A 15,665-nucleotide genomic window follows, 5' to 3' on the forward strand; every position below is an offset into this window, starting at 1 on the left:
ATCTTCTTAACCGATTGTTCGGTTATGAACCATCATAATACATGCCAAAGCGGACTTTCTTTGCATAACGCACTGAAGATTGAAGCTGGATTAATATTTCCGTAAAGAGCTTGCAGGGCGATTATTCCACTTTTCGCTGATGATTGCATGACATTGGTTTAAGATTCGCTCGATGGTTTGGGTAGCGTTTGCTAGGATTCGTAAACTAAATCCCGGTATGGCTATATTTGAAATCCCAAATGTGAAATTCGATTCTTCGGTTTGAATCACTTCATATAACTCATCGAGGAGTGCATCATCCATTTGTTCACTTACTGCAATCATTGAGCCTAGATGGGTATAACCTTCCATGAAACCGAGACCAGATATATTCTGCTGCTTCGGTACTAACTTGATGTGGTCGAATACGCCAAGTTTACCATCCCAATAGATTTCTGTCACCAACTGAATGGTATTGTAACTGAATTTGTCACCGCTTGCAGACCATCCAGGCGTAAGGATATCCGTATAAATGAATGTTGCTCCACGCTCCATATAAACAATATTTTTCTGCTTATAGTAAGCATTTTCATAAGCAATCAGGGGTCGGGAGGTATTCCAAATAACTTCCTTTTTTCAAGCTGATTTCGGTTTCTTGATAAGCATAACTTTTTGGTGTTTTATATACTTTTGTTGCTGATTGTGTGGTTAACGTCACTTTAGATCCTTCATCGGCTGAGATTTCCATTTTGTATCGATCACCGTCTAAATAACCGCCACCGGGGTTAAGAAGGTAATAGCAGACCTGTCCCGAATGATCAGCGTAAATCGGCCGCATTACTTTGAATGCACCTTGAAAGTACACGCGTTTTGCCACCGTTTTTCCTAGTCGTTCTTCTAGGTCTAATGATAAAGATCCAGTCCAATCGGTCATGTTACTCTAAACCTTTTAGCAAAGCATGCTGTCTAATCCAGTCCATGACTTCAGGAAGGCCCGCCTCATTTTTTAAGTTTGTGAAGAAGAAAGGCTTATTACCGCGGAATATTTTTGTATCCTCCGCCATTACTTCGAGGCTGGCACCCACATAGGGAGCAAGGTCGGTTTTATTAATGATGAACAAGTCTGATTTAATCATACCTTGTCCACCTTTACGAGGGATTTTCTCTCCTTGTGCAACATCAATAATATAAATGGAGAAGTCAACAAGCTCAGGGCTGAACGTAGCTGCAAGATTGTCGCCACCACTCTCAACAAAGATAAGTTCAACATCAGGATGACGCTCAATCAATTGATCTATGGCCGCAAAGTTCATAGAAGCATCTTCACGAATAGCCGTGTGAGGACAACCTCCTGTTTCAACACCAATGATTCGATCCTCAGGAAGAACCCCATTTTGAATTAGAAATTTCGCGTCTTCTTTGGTATAAATATCGTTTGTGACAACTGCCATTTTTATTTCATTCTCAAGATGGCGAGTCAATTTCTCTACAAGCATCGTTTTACCTGCTCCAACAGGCCCTCCAACACCGATTCTGATGGGATTCATTTAAACACGTCCTTTATACAATTTTTTAAAAATTAAGACATAAATATTCTTATATTCACACGTTCATGTTTCATTTGAGATAGTTCAATCCCTGGAGATACCATTCCGAAATCATCATTCGTGAGTTTCATGATTCGATCTACAGCATGGTTTAACTCTGGTATAGACTGATGAGTAATCTTTTGACCTGCCGTTTGTCCAAGAGGGATGGCGCGAACTGCATTTTGGACTTGACTGGAAATAGCAGAGTACAAATAGTAGAGGATGGTATCTTGTTTACTTACATGAAGTCCATGAGCTACCATCGTAAAAACAATAGCAGGGTGACCGAATGCATCCTTATGTTTCACTTCATCTCTATATTTAGAGAGGATGGGCAGACCATATAGGGACTCTGTCAGTTTAAGCATTCGATCCCCAATCATTTGAGTTCCTTCTCGTGTTTCTCTGGGCAAGTTCTGGACCGTTAATTGGCGATCCAATCGCCAAATCTCCTGTATGTTATCGTCTATGAGAGCTTCATACACGAGACGTGAGGCAAGCCCATCTGAATAGACGAGCTGCTCATGTAAATACACTTTCAGCCAACCAAAAAAAGTATTCTGGTCATGGATCTTGTCTTCCTGTATATAACTCTCCAAGCCAAAAGAATGGCTGAAGGATCCTATTGGAAAGTTAGAATCACATAGCTGAAATAAAGAGAGGAGATTGTTAATCATGACTATGGCCAATATGACGGAATGCCTGTTTCACTTTTCGATCCTCTCTTTTGAAAGGGATTCCAAGTTGTTGAAGTAATTCTTCAACTAAATAGTCATATTGAACAAGCATATCATTGTCTTCAAATTGAGCTGGAAGGTGGCGATTACCAAGCTGGTGAGCGATGTTTCCCATTTCTTGAATACTTCTTGGTTGAATGACGATAAGGTCATCGGACATGACATCAATGACGATCATATTGTGATCATCCATATATATTACATCCCCAGCTACCAGATCCCGATGTTCACTTAAACGTATACCTATTTCGTTGCCGTGATCGGTTGTTACTCGCTGGATGCGTTTCATTAAATGAGCGCTTTCTAAGTACACTTTTTCCATATGGCGTTTTTCAATTTCACTTTTATCCATTTTTTCTAGGTTGGTTACAATTTTCTCAATAATCATTTTCTTTCACCTCAGAATAGGAAATATCGCTGACCCATGGGTACGATATCGACCGGATCACATGTCAGCAATTCTCCATTTACTTTTACTTCATATGTTTGTGGATCTACGGTAATATCAGGTGTTTCTGAATTTAACTTCATGTTTTTCTTCGTAAGGGTACGAATACCGCCAACAGGCAGGATTATTTTTTCGAGTCCAAGTTTATCGTGCACCCCGTCATCATAAGCTGCTTGTGAAACGAAGGTTGCTGAACTTCTTGCTAGTGCTTTGCCGAATTGAGCATACATAGGACGGTAAATATATGGCTGAGGTGTTGGAATCGAAGCATTGCCATCACCCATTAGCCCCATAACCGCAAGACCGTTTTTAAGCACCATTTCTGGTTTAACACCAAAAAATTTGGGATTCCAGATCACTAAATCGGCCATCTTACCTACTTCGATAGAACCTACATGCTCTGAAATGCCATGTGTGATAGCAGGATTTATCGTATATTTGGCAATATAGCGCTTTGCTCGGTTATTATCTGCATATTGAGCATCACCTTGAAGGAGTCCGCGTTGTTTCTTCATCTTGTCAGCTACTTGCCATGTACGCAAAACGACTTCTCCGACACGGCCCATGGCCTGTGAATCCGAGCTTACCATGCTAAATACGCCCATATCGTGCAGGATATCTTCAGCTGCAATCGTTTCTTTTCTAATTCTTGAATCGGCAAAAGCGATATCTTCAGGTACCGAAGGATTTAAATGATGACAAACCATGACCATATCAAGATGTTCGTCGATCGTATTAATCGTATAGGGTAGAGTAGGGTTCGTTGAAGAAGGTAGAATATTAAGGTAACCCGCTGATTTGATTAAATCAGGTGCATGTCCACCACCTGCGCCTTCCGTATGGTACATGTGAAGGACTCGATCTTTTACAGCAGCCATCGTATTTTCCATAAAGCCACTTTCATTCAATGTATCTGCATGAAGGGCTACTTGAATGTCGTACTCATCTGCAACTTGTAGAGCGTAATCTAGAGACGAACCGGTAGCTCCCCAGTCTTCATGGACTTTGAGACCAATAACTCCTGCCCTAACTTGTTCCGCTAATGGTTCGATGGATGCAGCATGTCCTTTACCTGTAAATCCAATATTAATCGGCAAGCCTTCAGCCGCTTCAAGCATCCGGTGTATGCTCCATTCGCCTGGAGTAACCGTCGTAGCTTTAGATCCTGCAGCAGGCCCTGTACCACCGCCGATTAATGTCGTTGTACCCGCGGAGAGTGCAATTTCTACTTGTTTAGGGTTAATAAAATGTACATGGGTATCAATGGCTCCAGCGGTTACAATTAAGCCTTCACCTGCGATGATTTCTGTGGAGGTACCGATAATAATATCGATATGATCTGTAATGAGAGGGTTTCCACTTTTACCTATGCCAAAAATTTTCCCATCTCGAATGGCGAGATCTGCTTTGATAATGCCTGTATAATCTAAAATAATGACATTGGTAATGACGGTATCTGCTACACCTTCTTTACGGGTCGCAAGAGGGTGCTGTCCCATGCCGTCTCGAATCACTTTGCCTCCGCCAAAGACAACTTCTTCACCATAAGAAGTGTGATCCTTCTCAATTTGAATAAACAAATCTGTATCCGCAAGGCGAACCGAATCACCTGTCGTTGGACCATACATTTCAGCATACTGCCTTCGGGACATTCCAAAACTCATACGGAACCCTCGCTTTCTAATTTTCCATCGACTTTATTATTGAAACCGTATACACGGCGTTCACCTGAAAAATTAATAAGCTGTATTTCCTTCCCGTCTCCGGGTTCAAAACGAACGGCCGCTCCAGCAGGGACATTGAGTCGTTTGCCGTATGCTTGCTTTCGATCGAAATGAAGCGCTTCATTTACTTCATAAAAGTGAAAATGTGATCCCACTTGAATAGGGCGATCCCCTAGGTTTGTAACGGAAATCGTAAAAATTTCGCATCCTTCATTACAGATAATGTCTTCGTCTTGTAAAATGTATTCTCCCGGTATCATATTAGGCTCCTTTCTAGTTAGCGTATCGGGCTATGAACGGTCACTAATTTTGTTCCATCTGGAAACGTTGCTTCCACTTGGATGTCATCAATCATTTCGGGTATTCCTTCCATGACATCGTCCCGAGTCAGAATGGAAGCTCCATACTCCATTAATTCGGCAACTCTTTTACCGTCGCGCGCACCCTCAATGATTTCATAAGTGATAAGGGCGACAGCTTCAGGGTGATTTAATTTCAAGCCCCTGTCTTTCCGGCGCCTAGCTAGATCGGCTGCGACTACGATCATAAGCTTGTCGATTTCTCTCGGCAATAAATGCATAGTTAAATCCCCCTATAAAAATACAAACGACAAAGACCCTCCATTCAGAGAGAAAGGAGGGTCCTTGATTTGAAAAATATAAAGATCATTTATATAATTTCGACTAAGCCCATTATGTAAACATTCTCCTGAAGTATAGGTATAAAACCCCAACTAGATGATTGTAACATAAATAAATCTCGAAATAAAGAAAATGAATAAACATGGATATTGTAACGATACCTTAAGCAGGTGCTTGGCGTCATCATTTTAGCTTTTCGGCATTTTACTCTCATCCATGTATAGCAGACTCCAGCGGTGACCGTCCAAGTCGGCAAATCCTGCGCCGTACATCCAGCCGTCAATTTCACTCGGCTTACCAAAGATGTTTCCTCCGGCCATTTCTACTTTTTTAATAAAGGCATCTACTTCTTCTCTGCTTCCAGCGCCAATGGAAAATATTATTTCTGCACTTTGTGAGGTATCTGCGACTTTTGAATCTGTGAATTTCTCAAACGCCGCATTCGGGAACAGCATAATCGTTGTTTGGCCTATGGCAAGCTTGGCTCTCTCGTTTCCCACGCTCACCGCATGGAATCCAATTTCATTAAAAAAGGCAGCTGACCTTTCAACATCTTTGACCGGCAGGTTAATCCAAATCTCCTGTGACATGGTTATAGCCTCCTAGAATGTAATTCTAACTTAACTCCTACTATACTCTAATTCGGATAGTAGAAGCGATTCTTATGCAAGTTTATGGGTATATTTCAAAGTGTAGAAGAGCATGAATACAGAGAATGAACACATGAGGATGAACATTTAGTCTGGGACAAGTAGTCCTCGGAGAAATTAAATGGACGGGAGAAGATAATGATGGATAATGATTCTATAGAAACATTAAATTTACATGCAGACAAAACAGCGCTGGTGGTCATAGATCTGCAGCATGGTATTATCAATGCCCCTAAGCAAGGACCTTATACAGGGGCGCAGGTAATTGAGAAAGCCAGCAATTTGGTAAAAACATTTACGGAGAAGGGGGCCTTTGTCGTGCTCGTGAGAGTAACTTGGATAGACGGAAAAGATACGTTGAAGCCGAATACGGATACGAATATAGGTGCGACGAAATTACCCGAAGGTTGGGATGATTATGTCCCTGAAATAGCAGATACACCACACGCCTATAAGATTACAAAGCGGCAATGGGGAGCTTTCTTTGGGACCGATCTGGATTTACAGCTGCGTCGACGCGGCATTGATACCATTGTGTTATGCGGTGTTTCTACGTCGATTGGAGTCGATACGACGGCAAGAGAGGCATATCAGCTCGGGTATAATCAGGTATTTGTGGAAGATGCGATGACAGCTTCATCGAAAGAAGAGCATAATTATGTGTGTAAATATATGTTCCCTAGAATGGGGAAAGTTCGGACGAGTGAAGAAGTGAGATTGTCGCTCTAAAGTAAGTTAATCACAATTAGGTTGGAATATCCATGAGCTTGAATCATATTTTATATAAGCAAAAAAAGAGACAGCAATTGTCTCTTTTTTATGTATATCTATTAACATTCTATGACCATGCAATCTTCATCAACTGTTCGTACTCATCATTTGCAGCATGATAAATCATCATAATTTGTCTCATAACAAGTTCAGGTGCAAATTGAATATCTGTAAAATCAATACATAGAGAGATAGCAACGGAACCTTCTTCACTTAATGTAAATTTTGCATATCGGTAGTTAATATTTAAGTCATTAATATGGTTAAGAGCTGCTTCTCTTTTAGAAGGATTGGAAATCTCAGCTAAGTTAAAGCAGTATATATCCACTGAATTATGATCAAATGGAAATGAGGCAATTAATCTAATATTTCCACCATGTGCCGTTTTTTCATTACTAGCAAAAAAGGTGTTTTTTTCAGTAATATTTTCTTCCATTTTAAAATTAATTTCATTCATATGACTCTTAAACATAGCAATATTGTCTTGTATTGTTGCTTTCACTTGTAATCTCTCCTTCTAGACTATAGGTATATGTAAATTATATCCTGTAGGTAAAGAATGGTAAATAGAGATTAGAATATAAGCATGCTATGCATATATGTTTCATCGCTTAAATGAAAAGGGTATACATAAGTAGTTAACCAAATGCGAATTTTACATATCTAAAGGGGTCATCACTTTGAATTGTAGCAAATGCGGAAAAAAATTAGAGGATGTCTTGGAACAAGTCAACCATATATTATATGAATGTCAGAATAATACACATACACAAGCCATAGAAACAATGAAAAAACCTGCCTAAATGGCAGGTTTTTCTCTGTTTGTAAGGCCTAATTTCTCTGCTCGTTTCATAATTTCAAGTAAGCTGCGCATATCATCCGTTGTCGTATCGTTATGCTCCTTACTACTTTTTTGTTCTAGCTCATCATTTTTATTATGTAGATCCATAATGGTTTTTCGCATATCTTCAAACTGCTCTTTAAATTGCAATAAAGAGTTAATGATGACGTCAAGAGAAATGGTACTCTCTGAAGATACAGATGGGATAGAAAAGCTCTCAGTTGATTTTGAATGAACCTTTTTCTGAGATTTAAGAAGTGTACGGTTTAATTTTGCCTCTTTTATTTCAGACTCATACATTTTTCTTAAATAAGAATTCCAGCGAAAACCGCATGCGGCAGGCGTTCGATTTGTTTTTTCGCCTACAATCTCAAAGGCAGTTAATTGTGTGCCACCATTCTTAATAAAACCTAATACTGTAGTAGATAAGCACAAGTCATCTTCAGGTGTCCAACTATCTTGTCTAACCATATAAATACCTCCAATAATATGTTCTATTCATATGTTTATCCATAAAGTTAATACCTTATGCATCATATAGAGGGAAAATTCGTAGTATATGAAATTGTCTAACATGTATAATTGAACAATTCTAAACAAAAGAAAAACTCCAAGTCCCCTTGGAGTTTTCTAATCATTTATGATCTAAAGACTTCATTTCACTAGCAATGGTGCTATATATTCATGGAACACATCACCTGGATGCTGTTCTTTTTTACGTTTATCGTTGGTTAGGACAACCACAGTATCAAGACTAGGAATGACATGAATAAATTGTCCACCATATCCACGAGCATAGAAGTATTCGAACGAAGTTCCACCTGAGCCAGAGTCATTCACAGTATCGAGAAATGAATCTGCCCACCAATGCCAAGCATACAAGCCACGGCGAGGAGCGTCTACAGCAATAGAAGGTTGAACAGAACGGGTGATTAATTCCTTGGATATAAGCTGTCCGTTGTTCCATTTTCCATGGTCTAAGTACAGCTGCCCAAACTTCAACATATCAGAGGGGAGTAACCGCAGTCCGTATCCCCCTGTATGAATACCTTGAGGATCTGATTCCCATTGATAGGATTCAATGCCAAGCGGTTTAAACAAATACAATTCAGCATAACGCGCCGTTGACATGCCAATCACCTGTACCAAGATAGCGGACAATAATTGTGAAACTCCGGAATTGTATTCCATTCTAGTGCCTGGTGAATCTGATAATTGCTGTTCTAGAACAAAATCCACCCAATTAGATGATCTAGTCATACGGGGAAAAGATTTCTGTCCCCCAAACTCCGTCCAGTTAAACCCTGCGGTCATCGTTAACAGATGCTGAAGCGTGATTTCTTGCTTGCGGGGATCGGGGTCGTTAGCAAGTTGCGGAAAAAATGAGGTTATCCGTGTCTGGGGCTGCGGAAGTAATCCTTGATCCATCGCGATACAGATTAATGCTGAAAGGATGCTTTTCGTGCAAGAGTTGATCTTGGCTATTTCATTGGAAATATGTTGATCTCTATAGTGCTCAAATATGAGTTGATTTCGATGACTGATTAAACAGCTTCTCAAGTCGAGTGGGGTAATCGCTGATGCCAATGATGTTAAATTCATATGAACCTTCCTTTAAGTAATGATTCTAATAAGGATACATTACTGGGAGAGGGAGTTACAAGTTGGAGCATTAGAAAACGGTTCTTTACGACCCAATGGGACACATCAACAAAATATGGTTAAATTTACCTTGTGCACATCTTATCTAGAATGTATTAACGAATGAGGTGAATGTGAGATCATAAGGTGTTTGTGCATAAAAATATAAAAGTAAAATTAAAGGAGATTCTAAATGAAGATAAAACATATTGTACTGTCCATTGTAGTCATCATATCTTTAATTGCCGTCAACAACCCCGCTGTGAATGCAGCAAGTCTTACTTACAAAGAAGATTCGAAGTATAAACAATCAATTTTGCTTTATATTAATGAATTTTATCTGCTGTATACGACACCTAATGGCTTGTACATTGATAAACAAAATCGTACGATGGTGCCTCTTCGTTCATTCACTAAGCTGTTTGGAGCAAACGCTTCATATGATGCTAAGAGCAAAACAGCTGTAGTTAAATATGAGGAGCAATCTTTGAAACTAACATTGAACTCTAACACAATATATATCAATGGAGAAGCTCAACAAATGGATACCAGTTCTGTTATGAAGAATAGCAGCTTCTATTTACCATTAAAATCAATTGTAGACACATTTCATATTCAATCGGAACAATTATCTATGAATGGAGGAGGTAGAATCATTGTTTTAAAAGATAGTCGGTTTGTGGACCAAGGACCACTAAAATTAATTAATGAAAAGAAGATGAAGGAGCAATCTTCATCTGATAAAAACCATGGTGTTTTTCCAAGATCAATTACACTGGAAAAGAGCAAAAATATACTCCAAATGAAGATCGATTCACAGAATGTTGTGGGACAAAAGGTGAATTATTCTGATGTTGATCTAGGTGTGTGGTTGGTTATGAAAAATGAAGTAAGTAAAGTAACGCCTCTTAGTACTAAAGACTATGTTATTGGAAAAGGTGATTTATTCTCACATCAATATACTGTGAAAGATAGTCGTATAGGAGATGTCGAATATATCGTCAGCTATCCTATGTTAAAGAATTAAGGTTAAGAAGACACTAGCTTAGGCTAGTGTCTTTTGCTTAGTTCTATTAATTTCACAGTAATAATCAAGGAAATAATCGCTACTACGAATAATACACCGATATGTATTAAATTGATAATGGCTGAAGATTCTACAACGACTCGATTAGCAAATATTTTATACAGTTTAAAAAATATCATGAAAATGGATGAGAATACGAAGACGTGTACTATTTTGTCTGCTATATTACTGATAATATCGCCCGCCTAATTTTCAGTGTTTGGTATTATTTAACATGAGGTTGCTTCATTAATATAATCTATATATTCAAAATCTCCAACTATATCAACTACTTACTGTTGAACCAGAGAGCATTCCTTAAAGATACATTCTTAAATTTAAAAATATCCATAATCACACCTAACAAGATATACGATATGGAAATAGAGAATTCGGTATTGGTGGATGAAACGAAGCGTCCTATCTATCGAGCGATTGTAGAGAAATATCTTAATGGAACAAACCTTAGTCATATTGTCATTTGGTTGACGAATAACAAGATACCCACGCCATACAACATTAAGCCGGATGGAAAGAACAAGGGCTGGTCAAATATTACGGTTTAACAATTGCTGGCAAGTGAAATTCATATGGTTACTTCACTTATGGGAAAACTCGTTCCAAGCGTGGTCAGGTGGAACTTGTACCTGAAGAAGAGCGGATAAAAGTCATGGGAACGCATGAAAAGCTGAAAACGCGGGAAGAACATGAAGTCATTATGGAGTGGCTGCTTAAGAATCGCATACTGAACCCCAATTCAAGACGCAACATTTTTCCTTTGTCAGGCTTGCGTTATTGTAAAAAATACGGCTTGCATATGAGGTTCCGGGTGGGAGAGAACAAGAAGCAGGGACAGCATTGGAGTGCATTTTGCTATCACCAGTATAAAGATGGCAGCAAATGTGAACAGCGTGGCAAGGTAATGGATGCTGATTTTTTCAATGCTCTGTATGATCGGATTATACATGTTGATCCAAACATTTTGCGGGAGATTGAAATGCATGGCGGTAGGTACAATGATACACAGGTCATTATCGAGGTCAAAGAGCAGGAGTTGAAGAAGCAGAAGCGGGCGTTGGACAAGCTGCATGAAACTTATGAAGAAGACATAATAACGAAACAAGTGTTTTTAGAGCGAAAGGCTGTTCGGCCAAGGCAGATACAGAAGCTGGAGGAAGAGTTGAAGGATTTACGGAAGGTTGCAGTAGATGAAAGGAATTACCCTACTGTGGAGCAGATATATGAGCGGATAGGTGAGTTTAGAGAGTTATGGAGTGTTGCGGTGACAAGTGAAGAGAAGAATCGGGCGTTGAAGAAGTTAGTGGAGCGGATTGTGTATAATCGGGAAGGGAATCGGGTTGCTTCCTATTAGCATTAAAATAGTAAAAAGTGGTCTGAATGTTTTTAATGGAACTCTGAAGGCATCAGTAGGTTTTGAAAGGCAGATTTATTTAATAATATTTTTAATACTGATTATCTTATTTGTGGTTTTTCTTAGTCTTAGGAGAATTGCCAAAAGTCAAATGAGGTACCCTCTATTTTTTAATTTTGCAATCAGTGGTTATGGAAAAAGATTGACATTAGAGAAAATACATATTGATAAATGTCCTCAATGTGGGGGAAAGATGAAATATTATAATAAACCAGTGGAATGGAGAGAGGTACAGTACAGTGATGGCAGAAGAAAGCGTGAAACTAAAAAAGGGTTCCTGCATTAGAGTGTAAGCGATATTCAGAGCATTGTTATAGAGTTGACCCTGCCGAAGATATGTTATTATAGTTTTCGTAAAGTGAATCAATTTCAAAATGCATTGACTTGAAAAATTACAGACGACGCCAATGTCATCGTATTGCATTTTTATTTTTATACTGTTTGCATGTCTTGTTATTTGCTAACACGATCTACGATGAGCTTCATGCTGTTGTAAACTAAGGTCACGAGGAATCGTATATCTTGTTTCCACACATGTGGAGGTCGTAATAGGAATGCAACAAATAGATACCTAGAAATCCTTTGTTTTCAACACTTTGCGTCGTTTATGACTTTTACGAAGTATTACAATAATTCAAAAATAAGGTTCTTGAGGAAATGATTAATGTTTCGGTCTTGCTGAACCTTGGTTTGACGTCGAGTGTGTAGACATGTAGTAAAGTGTATGGAGCGTCTTTAATTAGACGCTTTTTTTAATGGACTTCGATGGGAGAGGAATTTCCAATAATTTGTCGAATAGTCTAATGATCGTGGTTTAAATCAATTTTGAATAGGGGTATGTATGTCTAATGAATCGAAGTAAATATTTCAATTATATAGAAGAAAAGCTGGAGGTTTTGGCAAGACGAATTGAAAAACGAGGAAAGATCAATTTATTGGATTTGAATATATATTCAGAGACGTTTTTTGCCGAATTAATGAATTTATTGTTTGGACTTACGTTGGTTAATATGAATATACTTAAACAGAATGTTGAAGGTATTGATTTGGTGGATGTAAACCACAAAGTTGTTGCTCAAGTATCTTCAACCTGTACAAAACAAAAAATTGAAGGCTCGTTAAATAAGGATATATTCCGTATGTATTCAGGTTATCGTTTCATTTTTGTTTCAATTGCTAAGGATGCAACCAAACTTCGGGATATGAGTTTTATTAATCCACATAATGCTGCTTTTTCTCCCACGGATGACATTGTGGATATAAACACATTATTAAATGTTATACTGAGTATGGAAATCGACAAACAACGTGAGGTATTTGAGTTTGTAAAAAAGGAACTTGGAAATGATGTTGATCTACTTAAATTAGATACGAATCTTGCGAACATCATAAACATACTTGCAAATGAGAATCTTGCTAACTGTATTGAATCGCCAGAGATTAATTCCTTTGAGATTGATAAGAAAATAACTTTCAATGATTTATCGGATGTCAAAGGCACAATTGATGATTACAAGATATTTTACCAAAAGTTAGATGAAAAATATGCTGAGTTTGATAGGGAAGGCTCGAATAAAAGTTTTTCCGTTTTTCAAATTATCAAAAAGCAGTATACAATGCATCAACATGAAAAAGCTAACTCTAAAGAACTTTTCTACAGTATAATTGATAACATAAGCAAGATAATTATCGAGAGCAAAAATTATATTGAAATTCCGTATGAAGAATTGGAGCTCTGCGTCTGTATTTTAGTCGTTGATGCTTTTATACGATGCAAAATTTTTAAGAATCCGGAGGGATATAGCCATGTTATTGCCGGATAATATACATCCACAGCTTAGCATTTACTATAATGGATCTTTAGTTTTGAAAGAACTTAAACAACATGCCAAACAACAAGTATTTGATCTGTATCAAAGGATTAAAAGCCAATATAACATGTCTTTTCCCACTTTCATGCTTTGTTTAGATTGGCTTTATCTAATTGATTCTGCAAAGATAGATGATGATGGATGGGTGGAATTATGTTCATAAAAACACTGAAAATAACGAGTCGCACAGGGACAATAAGGGAGCTGACTTTTCAATCCGGTTTGAACCTAATCATTGACGAAACACCATCCAATGATGATAAATCTACTGGGAATAATGTGGGAAAAACAACAGTATTAAAGCTAATTGACTTTTGTTTAGGGTCTAACGCTTCAATAATATATTCTGATACAGAGAATAAAAAGGAAGTCTATGAGTTGGTTAAAGATTTTCTTATAACCGAAGAAGTCTTGATTACTCTTATTCTTGTTGAGGATTTATCAGATGAGGCATCAGATGAAGTAATAATTGAACGCAATTTTCTGCCAAGAAAAAAGAACATTAGGAAAATTAATGGGGAGTCAATACTTAATAATGATTTTGAAGACGAGTTACAGAGGCTTCTTTTTCCCGACCATAAGGCTGAGAAACCCACATTCAGACAAATCATCTCTCACAATATTAGATACAAGGATGAGAATATAAGTAATACACTTAAGACTTTGGACAAGTATACCTCTGATGTGGAATATGAGACTTTATATTTGTTCTTATTAGGTTGTGACTTTGATGAAGGGGCAAAGAAGCAAGCATTAGTGGCAAAAATAAAACAAGAAGAAGCCTTCAAGGAAAGACTGGAAAAAAAGCAAACAAAAACAGCTTATGAAATTGCTTTAGAAATGATTGAAGCTGAAATAGCTCAATTAAATGAGAAAAAATCAAATTTCAATTTAAACGAAAATTTTGAAAATCAGTTAGATCAACTTAACTTCGTAAAATTTCAAATAAATAAAAGTAGTTCAAACATAAGTAAAATGAAAATTAGAAAGAATCTCATAGAAGAGGCCAAAAAAGAGATTGAAAATAGCAAAGCTAATATTGACTTGAAGCAATTGGAAGTACTGTATGCTGAGGCTAATGCAAATATCTCTAACTTACAAAAGTCCTTTGAAGAGTTAGTAGCGTACCACAACAATATGGTTGTAGAAAAAATCAAGTTTATAGCTGCTGATTTACCTTCTTTAACTGTAAAAATTGAGACTGAAGAAAAGAACTTAAATACATTGTTATCTCAGGAGAAAGAGCTGGCAATGACTATATCTAAAGGTGACTCCTTTGAGGAGTTAGAAAAGATTATAACTGAGTTAAATGATAAGTATAGAATTAAGGGTGAATATGAAAGTATTATCTCGCAATTAGATGAAGTAGAGAAAAGTATTAGTGAAATTGATGCTCAAATTAAAGTAATTGATGATGTTTTATTTTCAGGAAGTTTTGAAGAAAAGTTAAAAGGCCAAATTCATAAGTTTAATAAACATTTTTCTGAAATTTCTTTTGAATTGTATGGTGAGAAGTATGCATTGAAGTACGATAAAGTTATTCATAAAAAGAGCCAGCAGCAAATATATAAATTCAGCGCATTCAATGCTAATTTAAGCTCAGGCAAAAAACAAGGTGAAATTTTATGTTTTGATCTTGCAGCTATATTATTTGCTGATGAGGAAAAAATACCGAGTTTGCACTTCCTTCTAAATGACAAAAAAGAATTAATGCATGATAATCAATTGATTAAAGTTGCAGATTATGCAGGTAAAGAAAATATTCAATTGGTGGTTTCTATTTTGAAGGATAAGTTACCTGTAAGCCTACTTGATAAAGCCCATATTGTTGTTGAATTATCTCAAGAAAATAAATTATTTAAAATAGAAGAATAATTAATCTGAAATTCAATTTGATGGAACCAAGAGAGAGCTGAAATATTGGCCGCTCTTTATTTATATAGATATCCTGCAAGAGCCGATTGCCTGAATTATAGCGAAATCGGCTTTTTTTCGTTGAAGGGAGGAAAACGAATGAAAAAGGTAGTCGCTCTTGCTCCATTGTAAAAAGGAGAAGTCAATGTATCTGTGCAAAAGACACATAAACCGGTTAACTGATCCCTTGGTCAGAAGAAACTCTTGAAAACAATCCCACAACCTGGTCATATCTATTAAATATAGCTATTTATTGACCCACACGAACCTATCATTGATGGGATGTTCGCGCGAATCAATTATTTTAGGAACTTCTGCCATTGGAATTGGCGGGAGTTTTTTGTTTGTATAAGAACAATAT

The 15,665-nt window shown here is 37.4% G+C and carries 17 protein-coding genes and 1 pseudogene; 7 read left to right on the plus strand and 11 right to left on the minus strand.

Going from position 1 to position 15,665, the window contains the following annotated elements; genetic code table 11:
* Positions 1-90: 90 nt before the first annotated feature.
* The 8 genes and pseudogenes from JCM16418_RS26960 to JCM16418_RS18425 all read right to left on the minus strand — a co-directional run bounded on the left by JCM16418_RS26960 (position 91) and on the right by JCM16418_RS18425 (position 5,708).
* A pseudogene (locus JCM16418_RS26960) lies at positions 91-913 on the minus strand (urease accessory protein UreD).
* A 1-nt stretch (position 914) separates the two neighbouring features.
* On the minus strand, positions 915-1,526 hold the full coding sequence (ureG, locus tag JCM16418_RS18395) for an urease accessory protein UreG (protein ID WP_036651916.1): 612 nt from the start codon (positions 1,524-1,526) through the stop codon (positions 915-917).
* A gap of 32 nt (positions 1,527-1,558) precedes the next feature.
* Positions 1,559-2,245, minus strand: coding sequence for an urease accessory protein UreF (locus tag JCM16418_RS18400; protein WP_036651917.1), 687 nt, complete (start codon positions 2,243-2,245; stop codon positions 1,559-1,561).
* Positions 2,238-2,693, minus strand: a complete 456-nt coding sequence (gene ureE / locus JCM16418_RS18405) for an urease accessory protein UreE (RefSeq protein WP_036651919.1) — start codon at positions 2,691-2,693, stop codon at positions 2,238-2,240. The genes JCM16418_RS18400 and ureE overlap by 8 nt, the downstream gene beginning before the upstream one ends.
* Positions 2,694-2,704: 11 nt before the next feature.
* Positions 2,705-4,417 carry an urease subunit alpha gene (gene ureC, locus JCM16418_RS18410; RefSeq protein WP_036651921.1) on the minus strand — a complete coding sequence of 571 codons (1,713 nt, stop codon included), beginning with the start codon at positions 4,415-4,417 and terminating at the stop codon, positions 2,705-2,707.
* On the minus strand, positions 4,414-4,737 hold the full coding sequence (locus JCM16418_RS18415) for an urease subunit beta (protein ID WP_036651923.1): 324 nt from the start codon (positions 4,735-4,737) through the stop codon (positions 4,414-4,416). Before JCM16418_RS18415 ends, ureC begins: the two co-directional genes overlap by 4 nt.
* A gap of 17 nt (positions 4,738-4,754) precedes the next feature.
* Positions 4,755-5,057, minus strand: coding sequence for an urease subunit gamma (locus JCM16418_RS18420; protein WP_036651925.1), 303 nt, complete (start codon positions 5,055-5,057; stop codon positions 4,755-4,757).
* A gap of 249 nt (positions 5,058-5,306) precedes the next feature.
* On the minus strand, positions 5,307-5,708 hold the full coding sequence (locus JCM16418_RS18425) for a VOC family protein (RefSeq protein ID WP_036651927.1): 402 nt from the start codon (positions 5,706-5,708) through the stop codon (positions 5,307-5,309).
* Between the two features lie 198 nt (positions 5,709-5,906).
* Between JCM16418_RS18425 and JCM16418_RS18430 the strand changes: the two genes are divergently transcribed.
* Positions 5,907-6,497 (plus strand): hydrolase, encoded by a 591-nt coding sequence (locus JCM16418_RS18430; protein ID WP_036651929.1) that lies wholly within the window; start codon positions 5,907-5,909, stop codon positions 6,495-6,497.
* Positions 6,498-6,606: 109 nt separating this feature from the next.
* Here JCM16418_RS18430 and JCM16418_RS18435 read toward each other — a convergent pair whose 3' ends face one another.
* The 3 genes from JCM16418_RS18435 to JCM16418_RS18445 form a co-directional block, all read right to left on the minus strand.
* Complete coding sequence (locus JCM16418_RS18435) at positions 6,607-7,041, minus strand: YbjN domain-containing protein (RefSeq protein WP_036651931.1); 435 nt, start codon at positions 7,039-7,041, stop codon at positions 6,607-6,609.
* Positions 7,042-7,338: 297 nt separating this feature from the next.
* Positions 7,339-7,851, minus strand: coding sequence for an RsfA family transcriptional regulator (locus JCM16418_RS23950; RefSeq protein ID WP_052020521.1), 513 nt, complete (start codon positions 7,849-7,851; stop codon positions 7,339-7,341).
* A 183-nt stretch (positions 7,852-8,034) separates the two neighbouring features.
* Positions 8,035-8,982 (minus strand): serine hydrolase domain-containing protein, encoded by a 948-nt coding sequence (locus tag JCM16418_RS18445; protein ID WP_052020522.1) that lies wholly within the window; start codon positions 8,980-8,982, stop codon positions 8,035-8,037.
* Between the two features lie 232 nt (positions 8,983-9,214).
* Here JCM16418_RS18445 and JCM16418_RS18450 point away from each other — a divergent pair, with 232 nt between their 5' ends.
* The 6 genes from JCM16418_RS18450 to JCM16418_RS18480 all read left to right on the plus strand — a co-directional run bounded on the left by JCM16418_RS18450 (position 9,215) and on the right by JCM16418_RS18480 (position 15,265).
* Entirely contained in the window at positions 9,215-10,048 is an 834-nt protein-coding gene (locus JCM16418_RS18450) for a copper amine oxidase N-terminal domain-containing protein (RefSeq protein WP_036651933.1), read from the plus strand.
* A gap of 416 nt (positions 10,049-10,464) precedes the next feature.
* Positions 10,465-10,653, plus strand: a complete 189-nt coding sequence (locus tag JCM16418_RS18455) for a recombinase family protein (RefSeq protein WP_036651936.1) — start codon at positions 10,465-10,467, stop codon at positions 10,651-10,653.
* 68 nt (positions 10,654-10,721) lie between these two features.
* A complete protein-coding gene (locus tag JCM16418_RS18460) occupies positions 10,722-11,459 on the plus strand; it encodes a hypothetical protein (RefSeq protein ID WP_148298853.1) in 738 nt (245 codons plus the stop codon).
* A gap of 908 nt (positions 11,460-12,367) precedes the next feature.
* On the plus strand, positions 12,368-13,342 hold the full coding sequence (locus tag JCM16418_RS18470) for an ABC-three component system protein (protein WP_036651939.1): 975 nt from the start codon (positions 12,368-12,370) through the stop codon (positions 13,340-13,342).
* A complete protein-coding gene (locus tag JCM16418_RS18475) occupies positions 13,326-13,553 on the plus strand; it encodes an ABC-three component system middle component 6 (RefSeq protein WP_036651942.1) in 228 nt (75 codons plus the stop codon). Before JCM16418_RS18470 ends, JCM16418_RS18475 begins: the two co-directional genes overlap by 17 nt.
* The gene (locus JCM16418_RS18480; RefSeq protein ID WP_242403900.1) at positions 13,532-15,265 is read left to right on the plus strand and encodes a DUF2326 domain-containing protein; all 1,734 of its coding nucleotides are present in this window, start codon (positions 13,532-13,534) and stop codon (positions 15,263-15,265) included. The genes JCM16418_RS18475 and JCM16418_RS18480 overlap by 22 nt, the downstream gene beginning before the upstream one ends.
* The last annotated feature ends 400 nt before the right edge of the window (positions 15,266-15,665 follow it).

Source organism: Paenibacillus pini JCM 16418, from assembly GCF_000576305.1.
GTDB classification, from domain to species: Bacteria; Bacillota; Bacilli; order Paenibacillales; family Paenibacillaceae; genus Paenibacillus_AQ; species Paenibacillus_AQ pini.